Raw genomic sequence first — 26,608 nt, forward strand, 5'->3', positions numbered from 1 at the left:
ATAATAGCTGCACTATCGCATCATTTTCTCATCTGCACAGCGTGGCTTAGCGCGAACTAGAATAATGCATATGATCTAGCACGACCCAACCCAAAAAGACCCAGTTTCAGCTCAACTTGCTGAGCTAAAACTGGGTCAATTGACTTATAATTCAAGGATATGAACTCATACTGGAAAGAGCCGAATGTATAAAATACCGGTTGCGACCTTCCCTTTTCGCTTCATACATCGCCTCGTCGGCTTCCCGGATGAGCTGGTCCAAATCACATGGGCCGCCCTCATATACGCAAATCCCTATACTTGGCGTAGCGATGAGTGAATAGCCTTGATAATTGAAAGGAATGGAAAGACTTGAAATGATCCGCTCTGCTACCTTGGAGGCATGCGTCGAATCGCTGTGGGTTAGCAGCAGTAAGAACTCGTCTCCACCAAGCCTGCAAACCATATCGGTATCCCGAATATGTCCGGTCAATCTTTCGGCAATTCCCCTCAAAAGTAAATCACCAGCACTATGGCCAAAAGCATCATTTACCTCTTTGAAGTTGTCCAGATCGATAAACATAATCGTTAGAGGATTCATACCTTCATTTATGTATTGTTCAAACCGCATATTGAACATGGCCCGGTTGGGCAAGGCGGTCAGTTCATCATGGTAGGCCAGGTATTCTACCTGTTCCTCCAGCCTCTTCCGCTCTGTTATGTCTATTATAACTCCCGCTAATCGCTCAAGATGCCCGGTACTGTTAAAAAAGGGGTTCCCCCGGATCTGCGTCCACCGGTACTCTCCATCGCTGCGGACAATCCGACATTCTACCGTAACGCTTTTCTTGTCCAAAACCATTTCTTTTTGGGCCTTCATAATCCGCGATTTGTCCTCAGGTAATACAATATCTGTCAACATCCGATAGTCGCCTTCAAAAGCTTCCGCAGGCATTCCGGTAATATGAATGATACCTTCGGACAGCTGCATGACGCCTCCGCTCAAATGATATGACCAGGTAGCGATTTCAACATTCTCCAAAATGTTGCGGAGTTGACTGCCGCTCTGTTCTGCCTTCAGCCAGAGAGATTTGATAAATTTGGTGAAATAGAGACAGAATGCGGTTGCAAACAATCCAAAAACGACGACATAGGCAATATCGCTGCGGTCAACTCCCGCAAACATTTCATCGTGCAGCACATTGAACATATAAATAGCGGTTGCAAGGTACAAAGCACCAGCGAGTAAGACGGCCCTATAATCAAGATATATTAAAGCAAACAAAGGAATCAGGCCTAGAAAAATGAAGTTGACCAAATAAGGATAGTTTAAAGTAAGCGCCAGCAAAAACACATATAACGAAGTAATCATCAAAAACATCGTCAGTTCCGAGAAACGTTTGCTTGCCACAAGCAGCAGCAAAACAATACCCAGCCCCAGGCCGACGGGGGGATATAGGACATAGATGCTCTGGTCCACAACCAGATTTACCACTAGAGAAATTGCATAGAAGCCCCACAGCAGCTTCAGTATCAATACATTTCGCCGGTGAATTTCTTGTTCCCTGTTCATAATCTAATTCACGTCTCCAAAAATAGTAATAAAGAACTAGATTTTCTTACTTCCATATTACACCTTTGGGAATTATAAGGGTACTGTTTTGTGAAAAATTATGATTTTCAGCAGTTTTATCTGCCTTATTGAGCGTAATCACCGGAATAATTGATCAAAGAAGCATCCTGAACTCCATTAATATCGGAAATCGAATGAAGGAACGCCGTATTGTCGTCCCTAAGTCGCAGTTCAACCGTAAGTTCGGTAAATTCCCTTCTTACCGTTTTTGACTTTAGGCGATACGGTAACTTGCGCAGTTGCTCCCTAACCTCATTCGCAGCCTCTTCTGTGTGGCGGATGATCAGCAGGAAAGGCTGCTCTCTGATTTTGCGGCGAGATAGCCATAACAAGGTCACTCCAATTAGTAATGAACCGAATAAGGCAATCGGATACAACTTCGCCCCCGATGCAATTCCTGCCGCAAGAGCCCAAAACATATATACGATATCCAGAGGGTCTTTTACAGCGTTCCGGAATCTCACGATGCTCAAGGCCCCTACCATTCCGAGCGAAAGCACGATATTCGTACTGATCGTCATGATGACCAATGCTGTAATCATCGTCATTAGAACAAAGGATACATTGTAGTTGTAACTATATACAACTCCTCGAAATGCCTTTTTATAAACCCAAAAAATAAACATCCCGATAATAAAAGCACATAGAAGTCCTAAAAAAACGTCAATATAAGATATATTACGAAAAGCCTCCAGATTTAGAACGCTCTTTTTGATAATGTTATCAAAATTCAGGTTATCTCCCACTTTGTTTCCCCCTGTAATTATTCTTTAAAGTGCCGATACCGGGCTTCCCGACAAATGACATACTTTGAAATAGAAGAACGGACATGTTTTTCCGTCTCAATGATTTGACGGACATGAACGGGCAAGAATGAGTCATACTTGACTTCCATAATGGTCAGCGGGCCCATAATCGCTTCCCTTAACACCATGGCTTCGTCAAACAAGTCTACGGTATTAACACCCGCCGATAGCATTTTATCAAAGGTAATTCTTACATTACCCAGATCGTATACATAAGCTTCCCTAATATAATCGACGATTACAACGGGGCGAAACGCTCGATGCACCAACGCTGTCCGAAATTGCTGTACCAACGCTTCTTCCCTCTTTGAGAGAATTTCTGCGTCTCCATTCATGATAGACTCGTATTCCCTGTGTGTTAGCCGGGCTGCATCCTTACATACATAATCACCGTACTTACTTTTCCGCTCCAAAGAAATATGGTCCTTACTTCCGTTATATATGCGGATCCTGTACTTCTCTCGCGCAAAAACTCCATTGTTCTTATCGTGCAACGAATGGTCATGAACCCCGTCGAAATACAGGCTGCGTATGCCGTAGCCCTCCCGGCCGGGCGAATGGCTGTCCATCCGAAGCAACGCCGCGGCCTTTTGGCTGAGAGAAAGGTATTCGTGTGTGTTCAGATAATATTTGAATTCATGACGCAGCTTTCTTCCTTGAAATTGCACAGTTATTCCACCTCAAATTCCCTTATTCCATAATAGGGCTGTTCCTCAGTATCGAAATATTTGTCGAAGGCGATCTGCGAATGCCCCTGAGTATCACGCACGATTACCTTCCAGTAATAGATTCCTTTCGGCAGCCCGTCCAGCGTGACAGTATTATTAGAAAGGTCCTTTTTAGTAGTGACAACCTGAGTAAATTCAGGGTCTTTAGCTACGGATAAGTCATATAGAAGGTCATCCCCTTGGAAGTCATAAGACAACCCCCAACTATACGTCTGTTTACCGTCGGCTTCGGTCTTCACATCGTCCAAATAAAATGGCTTAGGCTTCTCCAAATCTTCTAGAAACAGCTTTTTCCCCATCTCCGGAACCTGGGCGATATACTTCATCTCCTCCGATAATCGGCTCGTCATTTGCGGCAGAAACTTAATATCAGGTGCGCTTTCCAAATAAGGTTTTACCGTACCTTCATAAAGCTTCATTTGGGCCGTCACCGTATCCTTATTAATGTATTTGGACACTTCTTCGATCTTATCCTTGAGCTGCTGAATATGAGCCTCACTTCGGAAATAACGATTGTGAAGTACGCTTCCCCAATAGTTACTGAGTCCGTTCTGGTAATCACTGATACTCATCTCCATTCGCTGGACACCCCAAGCCCCGTCATAATCCCACGGGAGAAAGTACCATTTGTCCGAATTTAAAGGGGAATACAGATAGAAGTTATTCGCGTCCGTATCCATATTGTCCGTCAATATATTTACGGCCAGCCAGGTCAGGTAATTATCCAAATCAAAATGCTCTTCAATGACTTTATCAATAGGTATCGACATATCGTTGACATCGTTCAGCATAGCAATAAGCTTGTCATGGTCCTCATATCCTTTAATCTCGAGAATCGACTCAAAAGCGGCCTTGTCATACCCTGGGTCCGATAGTTCTTTGATTTGATCCGGATAACGAAAAAATTCGAAGAAAGCTACTTTATAAAGCTGACCGTAAGGGTCAAGCCAATGCGATTTTAAAAACATTTCATTCGGTTGTTCGATTTGAGTATAGAGTCCGTAATTTTCGTAGCCGCCAGGATTAGCCCCTTCGGATAAGTCCTTCACATACAGATGGACGAATTGAGTTCTCAAACTGGTGATATCCGGAACCTTCTCCAAGAGGTCGAACGTCAGTTTATTGCGAATTCTTGAGAAGTCAAAGGCATGTTTGTTCAAATTAATCGTCCGCTGGTTCAACCAGGTTCCCGCTTCTTCATTCAGGCGAATCTTATAAGACTTCTGCGAAGCATACCGAGCCGTATTACCACGCAGACTAATTTTGCCGTTGAACTCGCTGATTCCGTAACCGAACATCCCCTGCTGCGGTCCGCTGCCGTCGACGGCCCCCTCCTGAACAATAACCTTCATATTATCCTGACTGTAATGATCGGTAATCCGATTCAATGCATACCAATTGAGCCCGGTCTTCGCTTTCTCCTGGTTCTGCGGAAGAACCGTTACATACAACGCTTTTATCGAAGAATCTTCATCCCGTTCATAAACCCGCTTATCTTCTTGAAGACGACTGATATCCTGCTCCATCTTCTCCGATCCGACGACGGAGGCTGCTACCGCTTCGCCCGAGACAGTGCCGGAATCAATTGATGATGTTGCTGTACAAGCGCTCAGCAAAACAGCGAGTAGCGAGACCGAAACAATAATAGAGAGCGACTTTCCGGGAATTTTGCGGAATGTCTGGTTCTTTGGCCGCATAGTGTGCATGGGCTGCATACAGAAGGTAAAGTAATCAATATTGCCAAGCACTTGCATCAGCCTGTAGATCGCCGCAGCTAACCCTAAAAAGGAGGCGATAAACATCCCTAATCCGTCACTGTCTGTTTTATAAGTCGCATAAGAAATGGCCACGTTCAGAACGACGAACAATAGGCTAATCCAAAGAACTCCTTTGCGATCATCAAAGTACATTAACAAATGCAATAGGACGAACATGATGATGAATAGGAAATAACCAAGGGCCAGAATCGTAAAGATATCGATCTGCTCCATCGTAAATCCCGTTCCCGGCAGGAATTTCATTCCCAGAGCAAGCGAGATTATCGTAAACAACAACTGCACTTCGGTCAGAAAGCTGATTTCCAGCATCAAGGTTCTCTGCATCTCCTTCTTGGCCCTGCTCATCTCCTGATAAGTTCCGCCATGAATTACCTGATTGTAATACGTTCTGAATTTCTCATAAAAGCGGGTCTCCACAGAGACCACGAAGGTGACCAAGGTGGGAATGACCGAAACAAAAGCATAAAATACCGGCAAGTCATAAAACGGCGACGTCCAAAATTGATCGCTGACCAGCGTCCCCTTAGAGCTAAACCAGTACACAAAGCAGTGAACATAGATCCCGGCATACATAAATGTGCCGATAAAAAACAAGGACGGATACTTCCTAAAATACGAGAAGAAAGCAAAATAAAGCCGCTCCTGTCTCGCTGGAAATACCTGTTCAAAATGAAAGGATGACAACAGTGCGATTAGCACGAATCCAACATCAATGGCGACCAATGCCGCCGTTGCCGGGTTTATTTCCGTATAACTTAGCAGAATCCAGCCTGCGACTACCGAGACTAACACTCCAACAGCGAAGGTTCGCACTATTCTTACGTAATCCTTGAGAGCCGACAAATAAACCGACTGAAACCAGATCACTACCAGAATCATAAAAAATAAATACGCGGCTAATTTATAACCCGGAGTCGCCGCTACGCCCCGAAGAAAGAGCCAGGCCGTTAATCCGCTGAAAGGAAGACACACGGCTAAGGCCCCATAATAAGACGATAGGATCCGGTCATATTTCTTTTGGAAGATCATATCCGCAATATACCGGGTCAATACCATAGATAAACCGCTCGTAATAATAATCGAGAATATGAAGGCGTATTGCACCGTGGCAATGTACAATTCCCAATCCAAGTAGCTCGCCTCATTGAAGGTCATCAACCGTTGCAGCACTACAATCAGAAACATGCTTAGGATCATGGGCCCGACAGTAGTTAAGGCTGAGAAGGCATAGGCCTTTACGTTGTTGAGAAGTCCTTGTTCACGAAACAATTTTCTTAATTCAAACCCGATGCCGGCCATAACGCACCTCCTTCAAAGAAGCGTATAAATTTCGGTAATTTTCAATAAAGTCGTGGTGCTGATAATGAAGCGTCACTCTTTGTAACGCGTTTCTCCCCATCTCTTCCCGAAGTTCCCGGCTCCTGCAAAGTTCGATAACCCGCTGGGCCATAAATTCATAATGCATGACGGGTACTACGAAACCGGCAGGCCCGATGCCGTCATCAACTCCATAGAGAAGTTCCTTGCAACTACCCACGTTTGTGGATACGAACGGCTTGCCGCTGGCCATGCCCTCCAATACAGCCAAAGGCTGTCCTTCGCTAATACTGGAAAGCAGGAGAATATCCATATGCCCCAAATAATCCTTCACTTTGACTTCACCTGTAAACTCGATATCCTTAACCTGAAGGGATTCCACCATTTGAAGACACTCTTGGAAGTAGGTGTCGTCCTCTTCTGTTGGACCCATGATGGTCAATGTGGCATTCGGCACCTCGCGTTTAATCAAAGCAAAGCTTTGGATCATCGTCTTGATGTCTTTGATCGGAACAATGCGGACAACAGCCCCGATTCTTATCGTTTGTTCATCCGAATTTTGATTATTGGTATAGCCGCTATCTATGTGGACTCCATTCGGAATGATGGCGATCTTCGAACCGTCGCAGCCAAGTTCCATTTCAATTTCCTTATTGCGGTTAAACAAGGTAACCACTTGGTCCGCCGCTTCATAAATACTGCTCGACAAGGTATAGAAATACTTGATCCATAAATCTTTAAAATATCCCTTTACCCAATCCGCCTTAATGATTTCCTCTTCCCGTTCCCGTGAATAAATGCCGTGCTCCGTCAAAATAAGCGGTTTTCCATACAGATGCTTGGCCAGCGTTCCAATAACACCTGCATAACCGGTTGAGACGCTATGATAGATATCCGCCTCGGGAACTTCGTTCCGTATCGTAAGAAAAAGCGGGAGGATCATCGAACGAATCGTCCAAAACATTTCGGTAAACGGCACCAGTTCATACTCCGTCCGGCAAATCTCCTCAACCATATCGAAATAGTTCTTACTGGACAAAAAATCAGCCGTATGGTGAAATTGGCGGGAGCGAATCAAATCGAAAAATCCCCCCCAATCCACTGTCGCCCTGCCGCTGATTAGCGAACTCAAAATCTCTTCTTCCTGCTTGCTAATCCGGAATCGGCTTCCCCATTCGCCCGTTTCATCCAGATAGGCATCCAGAAACACTTCCTTCACCTCGATGATATTGGCCGGAAGCTGATATTTGAATTTTCCCCGATTTTTGCTCTGTGCCCCAATCGAATAAATAATGAATTCATGTTCCGACAACTGCGACGTCAAACTATGAATCCAGCTGGACACCCCTCCGGTGATATAGGGATACGATCCCTCGGCTATTATACAAATTCTCATAATGTTCAATCGCCCAATCCTATTTCAAATTTGTCCTCGGTCACTGTCACTAGAAATACCTGATCGTCGATTTTTGTTACAGTACAATTCTGAAGCCGGCCTATACGGCGCTCAGTCCGCAAAATGAAGAAATTATCCTGCTCAAGGTGGGATACTTCTCCCTTAATGCTGTTTGCGCCCTTCTCCCAACTCACTGTGGAGCCCAGTACATCCTCCATATCCAAGGCAGCTTCTGTGGAAGTCATGGCCCGGAGCCACGGATAAGTCGTCCGGAGTCGCTCCAATTTCAATGTAAATCCCTTATACAATTCCTCCCACGATAAACTTTGGCCTCTCATTTCATCGAGGATATCGTCAGGGTGAATAAAGTGTGAGTAGAACCCGAGAGAGGTAATCGCGTTTGCCTCCGCCCACTGTTCGAATGGAGAATCCATATAACCCGAAGAAATTCTCGGCATTTCAATAATTCCGTCCGGAGCGACCTCGAATTCTTGAACGTAAGACACCTTGTTAATATCTTCTTCGTACAAAGAAGAAATGACCGTTAAATTGGGCCAAGCCTGCTTCAAGGCTTCGCGTCCTACCGAATCCAGCATATTGGAAGGAGGAATATAGGACATGATCTGGTAATTAGGAAAAGCGCGATGCGCAAATTCCAGCACCTCGGCTACGGCTTGCTCCATCTTCTCTTGGGACTTCCAGACCTTATACTCGTAATAATCCGCAATTCGCAGATCCGTCTGCAGGGACTGATGGTTATAGCCGTGAATTCCAATTTCACCACCGCTTTTAATGACCTCCCGCCCGTACGAAATCAAATTGTAACGATCTTCGTCCGCAGGATATTGGAAAGGTCCTTCTACATCATTCTGATAAGATTGAATAATTCCCGCCGTATACTTTAACCCGGCTCTCTTGGCAGCCTTCAGCATGTCAGGCCACCAGATCTCCCTATAAAATTGCTTGATATCCTTGTGATAGACGTCATAGATGGAAGGCACGCTCCCTTCCGGGATGGGAGAAGGAAAATCGTCGATATAGATCAGCTTAGAATTAAAAACCGGGTAAATATAATCCGGTTCCAGCATGCTGATCGCCCCTGAGAATAACCCACGGTTCACCTTCTCCTGCAGCATCGTCCCGTTCATAACCAGGAATGCACCGTCGCCGTATTCCGTTCTCCAGATCAGCGGATTGCCGTCCATCGCCGACGCCAGTAATTCTGATCTCCCGTCGATTTCAACCACGTTAGAGATGTTTACGAAATAGGGATCATTCGACTTATAGCCCTTTTCTCCGATTAATATATTGGAATTCAGCTCAATCCCTTTAGCAGGATAAGTCCCCCCCACCGAAACGATGCCTAATTTCCGATATAACTGATAAAAGGCAGAGTCTGTCTCCAACTGGCTTGTAAACAGCACATAACCACCCTGTTGCACATAATCAGAAACAGCCAATATGTTTCCGATCGGATCCAGTTGTTGATTCGTTATGATAGCAGCCGCACAGCCCTCTAGACGGATCGCTGAGCCTGAGGATGTGTCCGTAACCGCTGTTTTCTTCTTCATGTACTGCAGCATCCGGCTCGTGTTATTCTTGACACTTACACTGTATTCATCCTCGGAATCATAGAAGATGCAGTAATCCGGACCCGAGAACTCCAGCGCCTGAATCTCCTCTGCAGTCGCCACGCGGAGTTGCCGTTCCTCCGCCATACTACCATTGCGGCTGAATTGCAGAACATACTGGGAACGGGCAATTTGCAGCGCCAATGCCAACACGATAACGGCAGCCAAGATGACGTAAACGTTTCGTTTTAAATTAAATCCGTCTTTCACTGTAGGCGCCTCCTGACCAATACCTCACCAGCGTTAAAGCCCGATTGGAAAGTGTAAGCGGCGATTTCTTCAGTAACTCCAGAACGGTTTGTACATTATCATAGGATCGCATATGATAGTAAATCTTCACCAAGCCAAGATACGCCTCCTCGCTTTGCGGGAATCTCTCCAGGTACAACTGCGCGGTACGCTCGGCTTCCCGCAAGAGCCCAAGCTCCAGCTCCGACTCCATTTTCCCTTGATAAGCCGATTCCACCCCCGGATCAATTCCGATCAATTCATCCAGGACTTGAATATAGGAGACTCTATAGTTTCTCAGCGTCTTTTCATCCAGAAACCCGCTATTCATATATTGATCCAGCACTTCTCCGTATGCCTGCAGCACTGCTGGATCCTGTTTATTCGATTCATATTGGACGGAGAGCTCCTGCATGGAAAGAGTCAGCTTTCTTTTGATTTCCATTACGGCGCTCACAGCATAATGAGAAGTCTCGGTATCTTCATTACTGATTGCCTTTTTAAGAATATCCATGTACTTAAAGGCGTCCTGTTTCAGCACTTGAATCATAACTCTGCGCCGGTCTGCATGCTCATTAACCAATAGCGCCTCCTCAATAGAGACCACGTTCAGTTCCTCCGCGGAATTAAACTCCATTTGGATCGCCGATAACTGCTGCCCCTTCCCGTCATGCTCGAACAATTCTTCCATTTGCTCCGGACTCGCCGGCCGCAACCATGATTTAGGCCAAAATAACGGAAACAACCACCCGATCAGAGGGAAAGCGGCGACAAGCACCCATCTCAGAACCCAGTTACGCGGCGTTTGACGATAGCGTACCCATAACAAGATACCCGAGATGAGTATGTATACAATAAGCACCCACTCAACCATAGGTAACTTCCTCTTCAAGTATTTTCAAGAATATATTCCGTTCCGCGAAACGTTCCAAAATCCGTGCAACGTCCTCAGGTCCCGTATTCGATAACAGAATCATCAGCTCATTCGCCGCTCCGAGTCCGATATAATCCGTTTCCCTCAGCAGGCCTTTAAGCTTATTTGAAAAGTCTCTGAGTGAATCAACGTGACCGCTTTGGATTAGAAGTGAATAATTGATGTTAAGCTTCTCTTTGGCCATTCTCTTATTCCTCAGAATCGACTGAAACACTTCATTCGTCAGGATCGAAGAGTCTTCCACATAACGCAAACTTTCAGTCGCCTCCACATAAGAGAATGCTCTCGATAGAGAGGAGGATACCAATTCAACCGTAATCTTGAACAAGTTTTGATAATACAGAGAAAAGTTCTCGAACGGAATATCGTCCAATGCAATGATGGCTACCGTCTCGCCGCGTCTTTGAACCGGAGCGACCATTAGTGGAACGCCAGGTTTGAGTTCCCGGTTGACATAAATCTGGTCGCCGAGAAACACTCGACCGACATAATCATGTTCCTCCACTTTCAGCGATTTTGCCGTTTCCTCACCGATATTCATTGAATGCGCCACCAGCCTCAAGTAGTCGCGATTCGAATTTGCGATGTAGATGGACACGGCCCGTGTATTCATAATAGATTCGATCACATTGACCGTAGAAACAAAGATTTCATCCGGTTCCAAGCTGTCCAATTCTTTGGTAATCGAGTGAATTTTACCGAAGCTGTCCCCGCTATTCATAATTCGCTGTTGCAGCTCGTTCTTAACTTCCCGGACCTCCCGGTACACGCCGTTAAGAAATTCATATTTCTCGCCAAGCTCTTTAATTTCGATATCTTGGGAGGCAATCTTACCGTTTTTGCGTTCAACCGCATAACCGACCACAAGGCCGATGCATAAATAAATGGCAATTTGAAAGAAAAAGTCCGTATCGTACAGCATGGAGACGAGTTCATGTCCATTAAGCAGCCGCTGATAGGTCAACAAACAAACGGACAACGCAACAGCCATAATCGACTGACGATTGCCATACAAAATTCCGATGATGGTTATGTAGAACATCTTGATGTCAATGAATGAATAGGCCATATCCCACTGACTTAAAGTGAGCCAAGATATCAAAATGAAAGCGAGTAAATTCTCAAGATAGGGTTTGAATACTTGGATAAAATAGCGAGTACGTGATGTGGGGTTTGGTGCTTGGTGTGTAGTTTCAAGGGATGCGGAGTGTTGCTGTCTAAACCATTCGTACGTTTTGGTTAAACCTTGCCTGAGCCCGTACATTGGCGTCCAGTCAAGGTCCTTCTTGATATTCTCGTTACTGAGCACGGACCGATGAATATCCCCGCTTCTGGCACCCTGATAAATAAGGTCCGGTTCCGTGCCGTGCAATTCTTCAAACAATCTGATCAGACTGTTTACAGAAGTCTCTGTTTGGGTAGATAGGTTATATACGCCCATAAGCTGCGAATACGACGCCCTATAAATAGCATCGGCTATATCTTCTACATAGATAAAATCCCGGGTTTGCTCTCCATCGCCGTGGATATGTATGTTTTGTCCTGCAATGATCCGGTCTGCAAAAATCGAAATTACTCCACCTTCTCCAATGCTGTTCTGGCGCGGGCCATATACATTGGAAAACCGGAAACACAGCGTTTCAAGGCCGTACAGATCTCTCCACTTCTGACAATAAGTTTCGCCCACCCATTTGCTCATTCCGTAAGGCGAAATAGGGCTGCATGGTGCTGATTCCGGCAGAGGGACATCCTCGCTTGTTCCATAAACCGCGGCTGAGGAGGCAAATATAAACTTCTTGGCGCTATATTTACTTGCCAGACTGAGCATGTTTATCAGACCTAAGACATTCGATTTGGCATCCTGCCTGGGATTCTCAACAGAGGTAGCCACATTTACCTGTGCGGCCAGATGAACGACGACATCAAATCGATTTGATGAGAAGATTTCCTCGCATTTTTGATCCTCGACGGATAACTGATACCCCCGGTGCTTGAAGTTAACATTGTTCAGTTTACCGGATGACAGGTCATCGATAATAAAGACCTCGTAACCCTCTTTATGAAACCTTTCCGCAACATGGGATCCGATAAAGCCATATCCGCCTGTTACTAAAACTTTCATTCTACCACCTCTTCTTACTGAGATCGTCAACTGAAATCTTCAATTTTGTAATATTTGTCACTGTCTTTGAATCCATATAATATCATAGATGTTAAATATGCACTACCAATTTTTAACTACAAAAACCCGACTCCAGACGGATTTCAGAAAAAAGACATATCCTGATCCGTCCAAAACCGGGCCAATTTATTCAGGTCCATTTAACTGTTTTACGAGCAAAGCAGTTTCATTTGAGAATCTCTTGAACCGCGGTCATATCTCCACTCTTGGGCAACTTATACTTATCGGAGTCGTTCCATACGTAGCCTATTTTTACAATACTGTTTTGTGTGAGTTTTCCAAGGTCACTCCAAGGCAAGTAGACTTCCAATAGATCGTCCGAGAGAAAATAATTGGGCGAATCCGAGTAGCTCTTCAAAAATTCCCACTTCCAAACCGTTCCGTTCGAACCGTTATACCGGTACAATCTGCCGTTCTCGAGAAGATAATCCGCTCCGCTCGATTTCCAATAAGGCGCTTTAAATCCCGTATTTATATTATTATCCGCATTAATGAACAACTGGCTCTTGGTGGTTAACTCGCTCCCTTGAACAAGAATATATAAAGAGAAGGCATCCTTTGCTGCCTTCATCGACGAAGCTTTACCAGATCCTGTAGAATGTACTGGAATCTTGCTCCAGTCCTCTGCATCGCCGTCAATCGTAATTGATGGAGCGGGAGTGCCAATATTCGACCCAGAGAACTCTACAGCTCCGATATCGATGGCTGCTCCCCGAATTCTGACGGATCCCGTCAGATCATGTTCTCCTGGATTCAATGCCGACCCTTTATCGATGGCAGGCGACCCCTTTTTCAACTGAATATCATGGGCCGCCTTATTCGCAAACAGCGGATTTCCGAACAAGGAACGGGTATCATTTCCCGTACCTTGTTTGTAGGAAGCCAGCGAGCTATAGCTCTTTCCTACCCATTTCCACTGGCTGCCCGCCGTTCCTGTTGAGTTATAGTACAGATTATAATCAAATTGATTATTCGATCCGCTGCTATTCAGTTTATTAACCGACAGCTTTCGTGAATTACTAAAAATAATGTTGTTTTTGAACTGATTGTCAGTATTGTTCCATTGCAGAGTGATATCTCCATATCCTTGTCCCAAACTGTCATTCTCCACGAAAGTGTTGTTCACAATTACGTTCTGCGACGCTCCGCCGTTGCTCGAGCTTGAGCCTCCCATAATCAGTCCGGCGCCGTAGTTGTCATGAATATAATTATTTCTGACAACGATGCCGCTGGTCGTTTTTCCTCGCTTTTCACTGGCAAGTTCAATCCCAAAATCACTATTGTAAATCTCGTTTCTCTCGATGATCACCTTTGTCGCGCCATCGGCGTATATTCCACCTGCAGCGTGAATCCCGGTTCCATAAGCCTTATTCCCGGAAGAATCGATGCGATAGACTATATTCCCGGAAACTACCCCATTTCGAGTCTGATCCACGCATGAACCAGAGCAAGCCCCATAAAATCCGGCTAGTTCAATGCCGATATTGTTATTCTCATAAACCCGGTTATTGGTTACCGAGAACCCGTCGATATTGCCGCTTAATGTCAGCGACTCGCTCTTTCCAGTTATCAGATGATGGACCTGATTTCCGCTGATCACCAATCCTGTAATTGCATTGGATGTATTCCCAAGTACGTGGATGCCGTGCCCGTTTCCATCTTTGGAGGTATTCTCAATATGGTGAACATTATTATTCAGTATTTCAATCTGGCTGCTTCCGTCCTTTACCCGAATACCGGCCGGATCTGCTGAGGAGCTGGACGTGGATAAGTTTCGAATTTCAAAGCCGGCGATTGTAACAAAATTAACATTAGAAAGCTGCACCAAGGCCTGACTTCGTGATAACGAGAGCCCTGTCCCGTCGATAATCGGGGTTTCCTTTTCATAATTTCGAAACGTAATCCGGCCGGATTCCGCCGACCCGGAAACTTTGATGTTTACGAATTCGTTGTATACACCACCTCGAACATACACGGTATCACCCGGTCTGACAGAATCCGACGCTTTCTGGATAGTTCGCCAGGGCGCCGACAAAGTTCCCGGATTGTTGTCATTTCCCGACGTAGCCACATAGTAGACCGTTCCCATTGCGTCAGCAAATACACTATTGGATTCGCTTATATATAATGAAGCAGGATGATTGATAAATAGAAGTAAGGCGAGGCACAATGCTCCGGATAACCACCTCTTTAAAGTTCCCATCTCTCACACCTCTCTTCTTTGTTTCCTAGAAAATACCATCCTCATTTAGAGTTGTCCATAGGCAATGACTTGCCTGAATTAAATTCGGGTTTATTACCGAATACATTTTTGCATGTTCAAGCGTCGGTTGTTAAGCAATATCTAATGAAAAATCCCCTTCCGCTCAACAAGGAAGAGGCATCCTGCCAGATGTCTTCATTCTCTTGTCTTACTAGAAAGGGGATTCCTATACTTATGCATTATATTCTTTCATATTCCTGCTCAATATATACTTGCTTAAGGCACGTATTGCTGGACGATGCTTGTTACCTGCCCGTTCTCTATCGTCAAATGATACGGAAACTCTCTTACATCGAGAACCCCGGTGTTCTGGAATAGGCTGAACAGCTTCTCCAAGCTTATTTGTTCATTCCACGAAATATCGACATCCTCAGGATTTCCTGTATGATCATAGATTTGCATAAAGACCTGGGCATTCGCAGCGACCGGATAGAGTTCCAGTCGGTCGTCCTCATTTACGATATAATAGCCGTCCGGAGGACCGTCGATGCCGGCATCCGGTTCCATTTTGGCGAACACGTCCTCGGCTTCCTTCCCGGAATACCATTCTATAGGATCAACCGTGAGCACACCGCCGTCCGGCCGAAGTTCCAACTGATCGATATAGACCGTTAAATTTTGCGATTCCCGGACAACATCCGGCGACTTATCCGACTTGGCGGCTCCAGAGCTGGACGTAGTTAGCGAAGACATTACGACGACAAGGAATATGGGGAGCAAAACCGTCATTAATTTTCTCATTGCTTAGTTCCCGCCTTTCCGGTCTTCGGCATGATCGCGAATGCACTTTCGCTTAACTCCGGGATTATGCCTTTAGAGGTTGTTCAAAAAGTCATCTTTCCATGACGATGCAAATCATGATGAGGGCTCGACGTCGAATCTTGAATTCAGCCGGGCCTTCCGTTGCTCACGTACCCCATGTACGCTCCGCTACTCAGTCCCTAACTTCATCCAACCTTCTTGGTCCTGAAAACCTGACTTATTGAATTCGTACTTTAAGTATAAATAACCTTTTCCCAAACAATGAAACATAGCGTGTTGCTTCTATATTCATTATATGACCCGCCAAAGGGAAAAGGATCACAATGAGGTTAAATCTGGTGACAAAATTTTATTCATTGTATCCGTTTTAATGCGCCGGGAAGAATGCCAGCTGAATAATAAAGATCACCCCGAATACATAAAGCAGGGGATGAACTTCACGTCCTTTTCCGCTAACCAGCTTCATCACAGGATAGGTGATAAACCCGACGGCGATACCGGTCGCGATGCTTGCCGTCAGCGGCATCATCAGCAAAATGGCGAAGGCCGGGAAAGCCTCGTCAAACGATTTCCATTGAATGCGGGCCAATCCTTCCATCATAAAGCAGCCGACGATGATGAGCGCCGGAGCGGTGATGGCCGGCAAGGAGGAAATCGCCCCCATCAGCGGCGACACAAACATCGACAGCAGGAACAGAACCGCCACGACCAGCGAGGTCAGGCCCGTCCGCCCGCCGGCAGCTACGCCGGTAGTCGATTCGATGAACGCGGTCGTCGGGCTCGTGCCGAACATAGAGCCGACCGTCGTTGCCGTTGCATCCGCCAGCAACGCCGATTTGGCGCGCGGGAATTCCCCGTTCTGCATGGTGCCGGTTTGTTCAGCCACGCCGATCAGAGTGCCAGTCGTATCGAACAGCGTCACGAGCAAGAAAGCGAATACGGTGGAGTACAGGCCTTGAGTGAAGACACCGGCAATGTCCATGTCGAAGAAGACCGGCGTCGGAGGCGCCGAAACGAGGCCGCTGTCAAAATGGAGCTGACCCGTAAAATAGCCGATCAACGCGGTCAGCGCCATACCGATAAACAGGGCGCCCGGTATCCGGCGTGCCATGAGCACAAGCGTAACGAAGACGCCGAAAATCGTCAGCAGCGTTACCGAACGGTGCAGATCGCCAAAGGTGACGAGGTTGTCCGGGCTGGCGACGACGATGCCGGACATTTTCAGGCCGAGAAAGGCGATGAATAGCCCGATGCCGGCAGTGATGCCGAACTTTAGCGAGTCGGGAATCGCGCGGATCAGCGCCTCTCTGAGCCGGGTGAGGCTTAAGAGCAGGAACAGGACCCCGGCAATAAACACGGTGCCGAGCACGATTTGGTAAGTCAAGCCGGTAGATGCGACCACGCTGGTGAAATAAGCATTGAGCCCCATCCCCGGAGCAATGGCGATCGGATGATTTGCGAACAGCGCCATGAACAGCGTGCCGACGACGGCAGCGATGACCGTCGCCATGAACACTTGGTCGAACGGGATCCCGGCGGCATGCAAAACGGCGGGATTGACGACCAGAATATACGCCATGGCCAGAAAGGTGGTCAGCCCTGCCAGCAGTTCGGTTTTCACATTGGTGCCATGCTGTTTTAATTTGAAAAATTTATTCATGTGGCTCTCCCTTCTTAGGTAAACATTTCATGTTGTTCAGCCCTTTAGTATTCTCCATCTATCCCCTATCGTCGTCAAGCGATTCGTGATTAATTCCACAAGACCTTCGATTTTAACAATTATTTATAAAAAAATAACTCCCTCCCCATGAAAATCAATGATATATTGGTCCTTATGAAATATTAACCAGTTTCATTTTCTATTTAGAGTCAAAGGAGACCGATTACTATGATCAGCAATGAAGCAAAACCTAAGGTCGCCTTGATTACCGGCGCCAGCCGGGGAATCGGCAAAGCGATCGCACTTGAGCTCGCCAAAGCGGGGCACCACCTGTTCATCAACTATTACGGTGATGATAAGGAAGCCGCCGACGTTCAGCGGCAAGCGGAAGCCCACGGCATACGGGCCGAAATCTACAACGCCGATGTCAGTGATCCTGTTCAGGTGCAATCCATGTTCGCCGCGCTGGACAGCGCGTTCGGCCGGATCGATATCCTCGTCAACAATGCGGGAATCGCCCAAACCTCCAGCCTGACGGAGATGACGAACGAACAATGGGACCGGATGATCAAAATTCATCTTTACGGCGCCTTTTATACTTCGCGCGAAGCGGCCCGCCGGATGCTGGAACAGAAGTCCGGCAAGATCATCAACGTCACATCGGACCTTGCCAGCCAAGGCGCAGCCGATCTGTCGCACTATGCTGCGGCCAAGGGCGGAGTGACCGCCTTCACTAAGTCGCTCGCTCGGGAGCTTGCCCCTTATGTGCTCGTGAATGCTGTCGCTCCGGGCGGCACCTTCACCGATGTTCGTTCCTCTCTGGAGGAAAGCGACAAGAACGATGCCCGCTATTTGCTCGGCCGGCTCGCATTCCCGCAGGAGATCGCCAAATCGGTGCTGTTCCTCGCCTCGGACGATGCGAACATCTATACCGGCCAGGTGCTCGGCGCCAACGGCGGCAGCGTTATGAACGGATAACAGGCTAACTGTTACCTCCTCGAATATACGTGATAAAACGAACAAATCCCGATAAGCATTCGCCTTTCCGGCGGAGCCTATCGGGATTTGTTCAATTGTTGCAGCATAAATTTATGTCGGCTGTTACGGCTCCCATATTACGGTGGGTAGCCCTTAACTGCTTATCTAAATTGAGATTACCAGGCGTATGCCTTTGGCGCCTCTCCGCCCGGTCCCGGGAAAATCTCATCCAGCGCCTTCAAAGTATCCTCGCTCAGCTCCAGTTCAACGACGCGCAGCGTATCCTCAAACTGCTGGAGCGTACGCGGCCCGATGATCGGCGCGGTTACCGCCGGATGGGCCAGCGTCCAGGCCAGAGCCACGTTCGCCTCCGACTCGCCGAGCTCCTTGCAGAGGGCTGTGAAGCGCTCCAATTGCGGGCGCAGCTTCTCCTGGCGCTCGCCCTGCTTTGCCGTCCGCGAGCCCGGCTGCGGATTCCAGTTGCCGCCGAGCAAGCCTCCGTCGAGCGGACTCCATGGAATGACGCCGATGCCAAGCTCCTCGGCGGCCGGGAGAACCTCCAGCTCCGGCAGGCGGCAGAGCAGGCTGTATTTGTGCTGCTCGGAGACAAGCCCCAGCAGACGGTGATCTTTCGCTTCGTACTGCGCTTTGACCAGATCGCGGCCGGCAAAGTTGCTGGAGCCGACATAACCGATCTTGCCTTGCTTTAACGGTATATCAAAAGCGTTCCAAAGCTCGCTCCAGGATACGCTCCGGTCTACGTGATGCATCTGATACAGTTCAATATGGTCAGTTTGAAGCCGGCGCAATGAGTCTTCGAGATGCCGGCGGATCTTATAGGCGGACAGCCCTGCGCCGCCGTTCGGGTCCTCATTCGGGTCACCCATTCCCCCATAAACCTTTGTCGCAAGCACTACCTTTTCCCTTCTTCCGCCGCCTTGGGCAAACCAGCGTCCGATAATTTCCTCGGTCCAGCCCCGGTGCGGCGTTCCGCCATACACATTGGCGGTGTCGAAAAAATTCACTCCTGCATCCACGGCCGCGTCCATGATTTTGAACGCTTCCTTTTCCTCGGTACTCGGTCCGAAATTCATCGTTCCCAAGCATAGACGGCTTACTTTCAAACCGCTTCTTCCTAAATTCGAGTACTTCATCGTTACAACCTCCTCGAAATATGATGGCTGGCATAACAGAAGCAGACTACTTCTCCATTATATACCTGAGGGAGGCTTGAACAAAAATAACGGTATGTTTACGCGAATCCGAAGAGATGGACAGTCACGAGCCCGAGCCCGGACAGCACCAGCGAACCGAGCAGTGCGGCCCAGAAAGGCCGGATGCCTAATTTTCGAAATGCCGAGAAATCGACGCCCAGCCCCAAACCGGCCATTGCCATGGCGATCAGGAGATAGGCCGCAGTTACGATCATGCTTGCCGCCTGCGGAGGAACGATTCCCCAAGTATTTATGCCGCTCATCAGAAGAAAGCCGAATATAAACCAGGGGATGGTGCCGACAATTCCACTTCGCGCGGTTTCCCCTTGGTCCTCTTGGCGCGAACGCCGAGGGGTTTTGCGCTGCATCCAGGCTCCCACTAAAAGAGCCACTGGAACCAGCATCGCTACACGGGTGAGCTTCACCACGACCGCCAGGTCGACAGCCGATTCCCCGCCGGGAGCGGCCGCTGCGATAACGTGCGCAATTTCATGGAGCGTCCCGCCCGAGAAAACCCCGTATCCTTCCGGGGTAAGCCCCAGGATCGGATAGAGCAAAATATAGGCCAGTGTAAACATCGTTCCAAGGATGGCTACGATCGCGGCACTGATTGCCGTCTCTTCGTCTCCCGCATCCACTTGCGGGGCGATGGCCACAACGGCGGCCGCCCCACAGATTGCGGTGCCGCAGGCCGTCAGCATACCTAACTTGCGGTCAACTTTGAGCCATTTTGCAAGCCCGTATACGACGAGCAGCGTTACAGTTATATGAAGTAATGCAATGACGAACACACCAGGTCCGGCCCGGACGATATCCCCTAAGTTCAGCCGCATGCCGAGAAGAATAATTCCGAAGCGGAGACATTTTTTGCTCGAAAATGAAACGCCTCCCGCAGCCTTGACCGGAACGCCAAACACGGCCCGCCAAACCATGCCCAGGATAATCGCAATTACAAGCTGGCCCATAATATTTAAAAACGGAATTAGCGACAAGCATTTAGCTGCCGCCGCAAGCAGCAAGGTCAAGCCAAGTCCCTGCACAAAACCTGATTTTTGACTCCGTTTATACGGTCGTGCTTTCATGGATGTCTGTACCGTTTGTGCCATGTTGTTCACTCCAAGCCTGTTGAGTTAGAAAGGATCCGCGCGGTCTGTACGTTCATGTTATCTCCGCAGGCCAGGAAAGTGAAATACGAATCAGCTATCCCTATCATCAGAAATACTAATGATTGGATTGTTGCGATCATGGGGTAGAGATAAAATGGAGTGAGAGAGGAAGTGAAGGACTTGATCGTGGAAACACTTCGCGTATTTGTAACGGTGGCCGAGCAGAGCCATTTCTCCCGGGCGGCCGAACTGCTAAACTTGTCCCAGCCGGGGGTCAGTATGCATATCCGCAATCTTGAAAATGAATTCGGAGCCCAGCTGTTGAACCGCTCCCCTAAGCATGTGAAGCTGACGGAGGAGGGCGAGATCTTGTACCGCCAGGCGAAGCAGATTCTGGCATTGTATGAGGATGCGAAACAGGAAATCCGGCTGCTGCATGAGATTGTGACCGGCTCCATTCATATCGGCGCCAGCTTTACGATCGGAGAATATATTTTGCCGCGTCCGCTGGCGGAGTTTGCCGCAGCCTATCCGGAAGTGGAATTGCAAGTCATGATCGGCAATACGGAGGAGGTCACCCGGGGCGTCCGGCTCAGCCAACTCGATCTCGGTCTGGTGGAAGGCGAAGTTCCCGATCAATCCGATCTGCAGGTTACGCCTTACATGAAGGATGAAATGATCGTGGTGGCCGCTCCCGAGCATCCGCTGTCCTCGCTTCGCCGGGCGGAATGGTCCGATCTGCAGGACAGAGTCTGGGTTTTGCGGGAAAGCGGCTCCGGCACCCGGGCATTCAGCGACCGTTTTCTGCAGGAGCGCGACCTGAGCATGAGACATTCCTATGTCTTCAATAGCAGCCAAGGCGTAAAGGAAGCGGTCGGCGCCGGTCTCGGCATCGCCCTGCTCTCCCGCTGGGTCGTCCGTAAAGAGCTCGCCGTAGGTGAGTTGCTCGAAATCGAAACCAACGGCGCCCCTTTGCAGCGCAATTTCTCCCTGATCCGAAATAAGCAGGCTTCCCCCACTTTAGCCGTGGATATGTTTCTTCAGAAACTGTTGCAGAAGGGTAACTAGCAGAACACTAGAAGGATTATGTACATAGGCGGCGCATAAGTCGGCTTTAAGAAAAATAACGGGATTTTCTGCAGCTAATTTCACCCGATCTCTAGATAAGAAAAAAATAACTGGAAAACCTCCAGTTATTTTTTGTGTTTTTATTACTTTGGGCTAAATACGCTCGGAATAACTGTAGGTTCTGCAGCTAATTCGGCAAATGAAGCATTTACGGACCAATTAGCTGTAGATTTTCCCGTTAATTTAATTCGTTGGCAGGCCAAGATTCAGTCGCGGACCTATTCACTCCCCGGATCTCTCCTCGTTGTCCGATTGCGGCAATGTTGCCTTATTAGCCGGAGCCTGCAAAGACGAGGGCGAAGGCCCTGCCTCGGCCAGACGGAGAGGAGCGGCCGCTTCCGTTGCCATGCCGCTGTCCGAGTCCGCTTCGACATAATGCTTCAGCATAGAGAGCTTGTTCTCCCAGAAGCGATCGAAGTAGGACAGCCAGCGCTTCAGCTCTTGCAGCGGATCGGCGTCAAGCCGATAACGGGTCTCCCGGCCAACCTTCCGTTCCCTTACCAATCCGGCATCCGTAAGAACGCGCAGATGCTTGGAGACGGCAGTCCGGCTCATCGGAAAATGGCCGGTGAGGTCCTTTAGCGGCAGCTCGCGGTCGCCGAGCAGGCTCAACAATTCGCGCCGGGTCGGATCCGCGACCGCCTGGAACACATCCTGCTTCGGCGCGGCGGCCGGCATCGTCAACCCCCGACGTAGGCGGACAGCTTGTTGACCAACCCGCCCCAGCCTTGGTCCATACGGTCGCGCACGATAGTATGAGGCTCGCCGAACTCCGTAACCTGATCCACGGTCCAGCCGCCATGTATCACCGTAAACTCAATTTGCCCCTCTATTTCCACCAGTTCAAAGGTAAGCGTCCAGTCTTTGCCCCAATTAAAGGACAACTTGTTCGGAGGATCGACCAGCGTTACTTTGCATGGAGACTCTCCGAAAGGACCTGCTTGCAAATGAAACTCGTGCCCTACCACCGGTTGAAGGTCATTCGGCATGAACCAGGAGGACAACCCCTCCGCAGTTGCTACTGCTTCCCAAACCTTCTCTGCCGTTGCATGCAATAAAATCGTATGCCGGATGTCCGGCAATGTGCCGTTTGCGTTATGTTCCATAAATATAAATTCTCCCTTCAGATTGATATCAAAACCAGAACACACAAACCAGAAATCTAAAATTAGAAACCATTTGGTTTCATTTCGTGATTTCATTATATGAAACCAATTGGTTTCATGTCAACCCAAACGAAAGACCGTATTCCCCCATAGGTTGTGAATACGGTCCTTTCTTCATTCCGCTTATTCTTTTATGCGGATTTCAAACAATCTCGCCGTCTTCACGGCCGGCAAGCTGACTTTCAACTCCCCGTCCGCCGGGTTCCAATGAAACTCACCCGCAAAGCCCTGAGGATAAGCACAATGTACATCCAGCTGCTTACCCTTCAGCCAATTCAGCGGGATGACCTTCTCCGCCCGACTGCCCGACTCTTCGGACCGAACCCGCCAGACCGCCAGATACACGCGGTCATCCTTACGGAGTCCGAGACTGACCCATTCATCCTGCTGCGTCGGCAGGCCGAGCGGCCAGAACGGCAGCGCCTCCGGAATATCGCCGCGGATCGTTTTGTAGTAGTCGAGCGCCTCCTTGACCAGCTCCCGGCGCCGCGGGCTCAGCTCGGCAAGATGTCCGCTCTGATGAACCCGAAGCAGCAGCGCGTTCACCATGTTGAACACGACCTCTTCGTCATCGCCCTCCCGCAGCGGATACGACCAGATCGCCGACTGCTCCGGAGTCAATGCGGAAGGCGATGCCGCCGCAATGGCCGCATAGTTGACGTAGTCCTCCTGATCCGAGGTGGACTGAATACTGTGCCGGCTAAGCATGGCATAGTCCATCCGCATACCTCCGCTGGAGCAGTTCTCGATGACCAGATCCGGGTAGCGGGCGAAGATTCCGTCCAGCCATTCCAGATAGGCCCGGTTATGCTGCAGAAGCCCGTCTCCGAAGCTGTCCGCTTCGCGCTCGGTCCCGATTCCCGCATTAATGTTATAGTCCATCTTGATATAACCGACCCCGTAATCCTCGACCAGGCGGCGGATCACTTCCGTCGCGTGCGCGGTCACCTGCGGATTGCGGTAATCCAGTTGATAGCGGCTCCGGTCCTTAACCCGTTTGCCATGCCGCATGAAAAACCAGCTGTCATCCGTATCCTTCAGCTTCGGGCTGTTGATGCCCATGACCTCCAGCTCCAGCCATAACCCCGGGATCATTCCTTTACTGCGGATGTAATCCAGCACGTATTTGATTCCCTCAGGGAATCGTTCCTCGGACGGCAGCCATTCTCCTACGCCATCCCACCATTCGCCCGGCGCATACCAGCCGGCATCGATACAGAAGTACTCGCTCCCCACCTCAGCCGCAGCATCAATGAGCGGCAGCAGCTTGGCCGTTGTCGGACTGCCCCACAAGCAGTTCATGTAGTCGTTAAAAATGATGCGCAGCTTACGGTTATCTTCATTGGGACGGCGAATCACCCGCCGATACCGGGTCAACGCCCCGATCGCTTGCTCATATCCTCCGCTTACCGTCCCTACGGCCGCCGGTACACTTACAAATTGTTCTCCCGGCTGAAGCTTAACCCACCAGTGATTGTCATGTTCCGTCGGGCCGCTGACGAGCAGATTGAGATGATTATACTGATCAATGATCTCCCAGTGCCACGAGCCGTTATGCTCAATTTGCCAAAAGAGACTCGTTCCCGCTTCCTCATTTTCCAGCACCGCCATCGGGATGTGCTCGGCGGCCGACCAGGAGCCGGTATTGCTGCAGGACACCCGCTTAGAAGTACGGTCCGTCAAATGCGACAAACCGAGCTCCGGAAGACGGTAGGATCTCCATTGAAGTTCGCTCTGCCACCCGGTGTGCGGAAGGAACAGCTTCATTTTGTCATCCCGGGAAGCTTGGCCCTCTTTATCGATCCCGGTCAATGCAAAGCTGGAAACGTACTCCACGCCCAAGGCTTCCGTTCCTCCATTACTCAAGACCGCCCAGACCCGTGCTACCGGAATTCCGTCATAGAATTGAAAATGCTGAACCGCCCGCAGCGAAGTCACCGGGTCCTTCAAGCTGATTTCCAGCTTGCGCCCGATTGAATTCCGGGTATCCTCATGACCGTCATATTGCATGCGCAAGCCCGGATAGGTCGCCCGATGCGTTCTTCCGTGATATTCCGCGCGGTCTTCTCCGGTAAGCTGCAGTTCCATCAGACGGAAGCCCGGCTTTTGCGCTTCAGTCACTGTCTGCTCATCATAGGGAGTTGCCCCGAAATGAAGCAGCCGCACATCCTTCTCCCCAGTTACTTCGAGAACCAGATAAAGTCCGTTTTCCGAAAAATTATAAATTTGGGACATTGTCGTTCACACCTGCCTTCTTTGTAATCCTCCGTAAAGGTGACGTAATCCTATGAAGCTAATTTTATTACTACCGTATCCAAAAATAAACAAAACGCAGCACCGCCCGGTGCTGCGTTTTAGTTTAAGCGGCCTTTGTGTTATTGAGCAGAGCCCAATTGCACCCAAGCTTGCTCGATTTCAGTTACGGCTTGGTCTTTGTTTTTGCTGCCGCCGATGTAAGCTTGCATAATTTCACCGAATTTTTGATGGAACGTATCCAGCGAGTAGTTGATGGCCAAATCGCCCGACGCTTGAGTCTTCAAAATTTCGTCCATTTGTTTCGGCATATCCAAATCCGGAAGCGGAGCATCCTTGATTGGAGGAATTACTTTGGCTACGCCGGAGAACCAGTTTTTCCCGTATTCCGAAGTGTACAGCCAGTTAAAGAATTCGATCGTTTCTTTAGCGACCTTGGAATCTTTGTTAATCCGCAGCGCTTGGTCGGCACCGGTAATAATCATGGATTGCTCGGCCTTGTCGCTGACAGGGTAACCTGCGATGCCGATTTGGATGTCCGGCGTAATTTTCTTGATCGCTTCTTCATCCCATGCGCCTTTACCGTTCAGAATCGCGGCTTTACCCGAAGCAAAGTCGCTGACTTGCGCGTTGCTGTCGCGTTCGAGCGGCTTATCCGTACCATGTTTAATCGTAGTGTCTACATAAGCGAAGAAGTTGTTGTAGAGAACCGGATAATCCTTGATTTTTGCGTCACCGGCAATGAACTTATCAACGAGCTCTTTTGGAGTCACGCCTGCGTCTTGAGCGGCGGCATCAACAAAATGTTGGAAAATGTGTTTCCATACCCACCATTCTTTATAAGCATTGGCGAAAGGCGTAATTCCTTTGGCTTCCAGCTTGGCGATGGCGTCGTCCATTTCAGCGGTTGTTTTTGGGAACTCCGTAATTCCCGCTTCTTCAAAGAGCTTCTTGTTGTAAACCAGCGAGAACAGATTGCCCTTAACCGGAAGTCCGAGCACCTTGCCGTCCGTGGAGCTCATGTTGGCGCGAACGGCGTCGGTCATCGCTGCCGCCAGCGGCTCATCGGTAAGATCTGCGCTGTACTCGGCATAGGTGTCGATGTCCCCGCCTGCCGTCGTCTGGAATACGTCAGGCGTACTGCCTGCTGCGATTCTCGACTTCAGCACCGTGTTGTAGTCGGCTTGCATGATTTCCAGATTAATCGTAACGTTCGGTTTTACCTTTTTGTATTCTTCGATGTAAGCATTAAACGCATTCGTATATTCCGGAGAAGCGGTGAACATGTTGATCGTAACTTTCTTGTTGTCGTTAGCGGCACCGTTGTTTCCGGTATTTGCTCCGTTTGCCCCTTCATTGGCACCGTTATTGCCGCCGCAAGCGGACAACAGTCCCATGATCAGAGTCAAGCTGAAAAGGCCGGCCCAAATCTTCTTTTTCATAAATTCAAACCCCGCTTTCTTGTG

General features: G+C 48.8%; 19 protein-coding genes. 2 read left to right on the plus strand and 17 right to left on the minus strand.

Translation table 11 applies throughout. The features are described from left to right. Positions 1 to 151: 151 nt before the first annotated feature. The 11 genes from NYE70_RS16055 to NYE70_RS16105 form a co-directional block, all read right to left on the minus strand. The gene (locus NYE70_RS16055) at positions 152 to 1,552 is read right to left on the minus strand and encodes a sensor domain-containing diguanylate cyclase (RefSeq protein WP_213653616.1); all 1,401 of its coding nucleotides are present in this window, start codon (positions 1,550 to 1,552) and stop codon (positions 152 to 154) included. A gap of 125 nt (positions 1,553 to 1,677) precedes the next feature. Continuing rightward, the gene (locus tag NYE70_RS16060) at positions 1,678 to 2,238 is read right to left on the minus strand and encodes a DUF4956 domain-containing protein (RefSeq protein WP_341047609.1); all 561 of its coding nucleotides are present in this window, start codon (positions 2,236 to 2,238) and stop codon (positions 1,678 to 1,680) included. A gap of 137 nt (positions 2,239 to 2,375) precedes the next feature. Further along, on the minus strand, positions 2,376 to 3,086 hold the full coding sequence (locus NYE70_RS16065; RefSeq protein ID WP_341046866.1) for a polyphosphate polymerase domain-containing protein: 711 nt from the start codon (positions 3,084 to 3,086) through the stop codon (positions 2,376 to 2,378). A 2-nt stretch (positions 3,087 to 3,088) separates the two neighbouring features. Further along, entirely contained in the window at positions 3,089 to 6,223 is a 3,135-nt protein-coding gene (pelG, locus tag NYE70_RS16070) for an exopolysaccharide Pel transporter PelG (RefSeq protein WP_341046868.1), read from the minus strand. Next, the gene (gene pelF, locus NYE70_RS16075) at positions 6,204 to 7,637 is read right to left on the minus strand and encodes a GT4 family glycosyltransferase PelF (protein WP_341046870.1); all 1,434 of its coding nucleotides are present in this window, start codon (positions 7,635 to 7,637) and stop codon (positions 6,204 to 6,206) included. Before pelF ends, pelG begins: the two co-directional genes overlap by 20 nt. A 5-nt stretch (positions 7,638 to 7,642) precedes the next feature. Further along, on the minus strand, positions 7,643 to 9,478 hold the full coding sequence (locus NYE70_RS16080; RefSeq protein ID WP_341046872.1) for a DUF2194 domain-containing protein: 1,836 nt from the start codon (positions 9,476 to 9,478) through the stop codon (positions 7,643 to 7,645). Further along, positions 9,462 to 10,370, minus strand: coding sequence for a tetratricopeptide repeat protein (locus tag NYE70_RS16085; RefSeq protein WP_341046875.1), 909 nt, complete (start codon positions 10,368 to 10,370; stop codon positions 9,462 to 9,464). The genes NYE70_RS16080 and NYE70_RS16085 overlap by 17 nt, the downstream gene beginning before the upstream one ends. Further along, positions 10,363 to 12,552 (minus strand): NAD-dependent epimerase/dehydratase family protein, encoded by a 2,190-nt coding sequence (locus NYE70_RS16090; RefSeq protein WP_341046876.1) that lies wholly within the window; start codon positions 12,550 to 12,552, stop codon positions 10,363 to 10,365. The genes NYE70_RS16085 and NYE70_RS16090 overlap by 8 nt, the downstream gene beginning before the upstream one ends. 226 nt (positions 12,553 to 12,778) lie before the next feature. After that, entirely contained in the window at positions 12,779 to 14,701 is a 1,923-nt protein-coding gene (locus tag NYE70_RS16095) for a DUF1565 domain-containing protein (RefSeq protein WP_341046878.1), read from the minus strand. A 390-nt stretch (positions 14,702 to 15,091) separates the two neighbouring features. Further along, complete coding sequence (locus NYE70_RS16100) at positions 15,092 to 15,616, minus strand: hypothetical protein (RefSeq protein ID WP_341046880.1); 525 nt, start codon at positions 15,614 to 15,616, stop codon at positions 15,092 to 15,094. A 388-nt stretch (positions 15,617 to 16,004) separates the two neighbouring features. Next, positions 16,005 to 17,297, minus strand: coding sequence for an NCS2 family permease (locus tag NYE70_RS16105; protein ID WP_211023052.1), 1,293 nt, complete (start codon positions 17,295 to 17,297; stop codon positions 16,005 to 16,007). Between the two features lie 228 nt (positions 17,298 to 17,525). On the opposite strand from NYE70_RS16105, the gene NYE70_RS16110 reads away from it, so the two are divergent. Beyond that, positions 17,526 to 18,275, plus strand: coding sequence for an SDR family NAD(P)-dependent oxidoreductase (locus NYE70_RS16110; RefSeq protein WP_211023053.1), 750 nt, complete (start codon positions 17,526 to 17,528; stop codon positions 18,273 to 18,275). 176 nt (positions 18,276 to 18,451) lie between these two features. On the opposite strand, the gene NYE70_RS16115 is transcribed toward NYE70_RS16110, so the two are convergent. Beyond that, positions 18,452 to 19,429, minus strand: a complete 978-nt coding sequence (locus NYE70_RS16115; RefSeq protein ID WP_341046883.1) for an aldo/keto reductase — start codon at positions 19,427 to 19,429, stop codon at positions 18,452 to 18,454. A gap of 98 nt (positions 19,430 to 19,527) precedes the next feature. Next, entirely contained in the window at positions 19,528 to 20,571 is a 1,044-nt protein-coding gene (locus NYE70_RS16120; RefSeq protein WP_341046884.1) for a YeiH family protein, read from the minus strand. A gap of 204 nt (positions 20,572 to 20,775) precedes the next feature. On the opposite strand from NYE70_RS16120, the gene NYE70_RS16125 reads away from it, so the two are divergent. Next, on the plus strand, positions 20,776 to 21,663 hold the full coding sequence (locus tag NYE70_RS16125; RefSeq protein ID WP_341047611.1) for a LysR family transcriptional regulator: 888 nt from the start codon (positions 20,776 to 20,778) through the stop codon (positions 21,661 to 21,663). Positions 21,664 to 21,945: 282 nt separating this feature from the next. Here the strand turns inward: NYE70_RS16125 and NYE70_RS16130 are convergent, their stop codons facing one another. The 4 genes from NYE70_RS16130 to NYE70_RS16145 all read right to left on the minus strand — a co-directional run bounded on the left by NYE70_RS16130 (position 21,946) and on the right by NYE70_RS16145 (position 26,584). Further along, entirely contained in the window at positions 21,946 to 22,401 is a 456-nt protein-coding gene (locus NYE70_RS16130; protein WP_213653605.1) for an ArsR/SmtB family transcription factor, read from the minus strand. A 2-nt stretch (positions 22,402 to 22,403) separates the two neighbouring features. Continuing rightward, positions 22,404 to 22,829, minus strand: a complete 426-nt coding sequence (locus NYE70_RS16135; RefSeq protein ID WP_341046885.1) for an SRPBCC family protein — start codon at positions 22,827 to 22,829, stop codon at positions 22,404 to 22,406. A 183-nt stretch (positions 22,830 to 23,012) separates the two neighbouring features. Next, the gene (locus NYE70_RS16140) at positions 23,013 to 25,124 is read right to left on the minus strand and encodes a glycoside hydrolase family 36 protein (protein WP_341046886.1); all 2,112 of its coding nucleotides are present in this window, start codon (positions 25,122 to 25,124) and stop codon (positions 23,013 to 23,015) included. A gap of 140 nt (positions 25,125 to 25,264) precedes the next feature. Next, the gene (locus NYE70_RS16145) at positions 25,265 to 26,584 is read right to left on the minus strand and encodes an extracellular solute-binding protein (RefSeq protein ID WP_341046887.1); all 1,320 of its coding nucleotides are present in this window, start codon (positions 26,582 to 26,584) and stop codon (positions 25,265 to 25,267) included. Positions 26,585 to 26,608: the final 24 nt, after the last annotated feature.

Source organism: Paenibacillus sp. FSL R5-0407 (genome assembly GCF_038009185.1).
Classification (GTDB): Bacteria; Bacillota; Bacilli; order Paenibacillales; family Paenibacillaceae; genus Fontibacillus; species Fontibacillus vini.

Coding starts and splice junctions, on each gene's coding strand:
- NYE70_RS16085 (WP_341046875.1), bottom strand. CDS start 10,370: ATGGTTGAGTGGGTGCTTATTGTATACATACTCATCTCGGGTATCTTG.
- NYE70_RS16130 (WP_213653605.1), bottom strand. CDS start 22,401: ATGCCGGCCGCCGCGCCGAAGCAGGATGTGTTCCAGGCGGTCGCGGAT.
- NYE70_RS16055 (WP_213653616.1), bottom strand. CDS start 1,552: ATGAACAGGGAACAAGAAATTCACCGGCGAAATGTATTGATACTGAAG.
- pelG (WP_341046868.1), bottom strand. CDS start 6,223: ATGGCCGGCATCGGGTTTGAATTAAGAAAATTGTTTCGTGAACAAGGA.
- NYE70_RS16115 (WP_341046883.1), bottom strand. CDS start 19,429: ATGAAGTACTCGAATTTAGGAAGAAGCGGTTTGAAAGTAAGCCGTCTA.
- pelF (WP_341046870.1), bottom strand. CDS start 7,637: ATGAGAATTTGTATAATAGCCGAGGGATCGTATCCCTATATCACCGGA.
- NYE70_RS16095 (WP_341046878.1), bottom strand. CDS start 14,701: ATGGGAACGGTCTACTATGTGGCTACGTCGGGAAATGACAACAATCCG.
- NYE70_RS16060 (WP_341047609.1), bottom strand. CDS start 2,238: ATGTTTATTTTTTGGGTTTATAAAAAGGCATTTCGAGGAGTTGTATAT.
- NYE70_RS16100 (WP_341046880.1), bottom strand. CDS start 15,616: ATGAGAAAATTAATGACGGTTTTGCTCCCCATATTCCTTGTCGTCGTA.
- NYE70_RS16110 (WP_211023053.1), top strand. CDS start 17,526: ATGATCAGCAATGAAGCAAAACCTAAGGTCGCCTTGATTACCGGCGCC.
- NYE70_RS16135 (WP_341046885.1), bottom strand. CDS start 22,829: ATGGAACATAACGCAAACGGCACATTGCCGGACATCCGGCATACGATT.
- NYE70_RS16105 (WP_211023052.1), bottom strand. CDS start 17,297: ATGAATAAATTTTTCAAATTAAAACAGCATGGCACCAATGTGAAAACC.
- NYE70_RS16120 (WP_341046884.1), bottom strand. CDS start 20,571: ATGAAAGCACGACCGTATAAACGGAGTCAAAAATCAGGTTTTGTGCAG.
- NYE70_RS16140 (WP_341046886.1), bottom strand. CDS start 25,124: ATGTCCCAAATTTATAATTTTTCGGAAAACGGACTTTATCTGGTTCTC.
- NYE70_RS16145 (WP_341046887.1), bottom strand. CDS start 26,584: ATGAAAAAGAAGATTTGGGCCGGCCTTTTCAGCTTGACTCTGATCATG.
- NYE70_RS16090 (WP_341046876.1), bottom strand. CDS start 12,552: ATGAAAGTTTTAGTAACAGGCGGATATGGCTTTATCGGATCCCATGTT.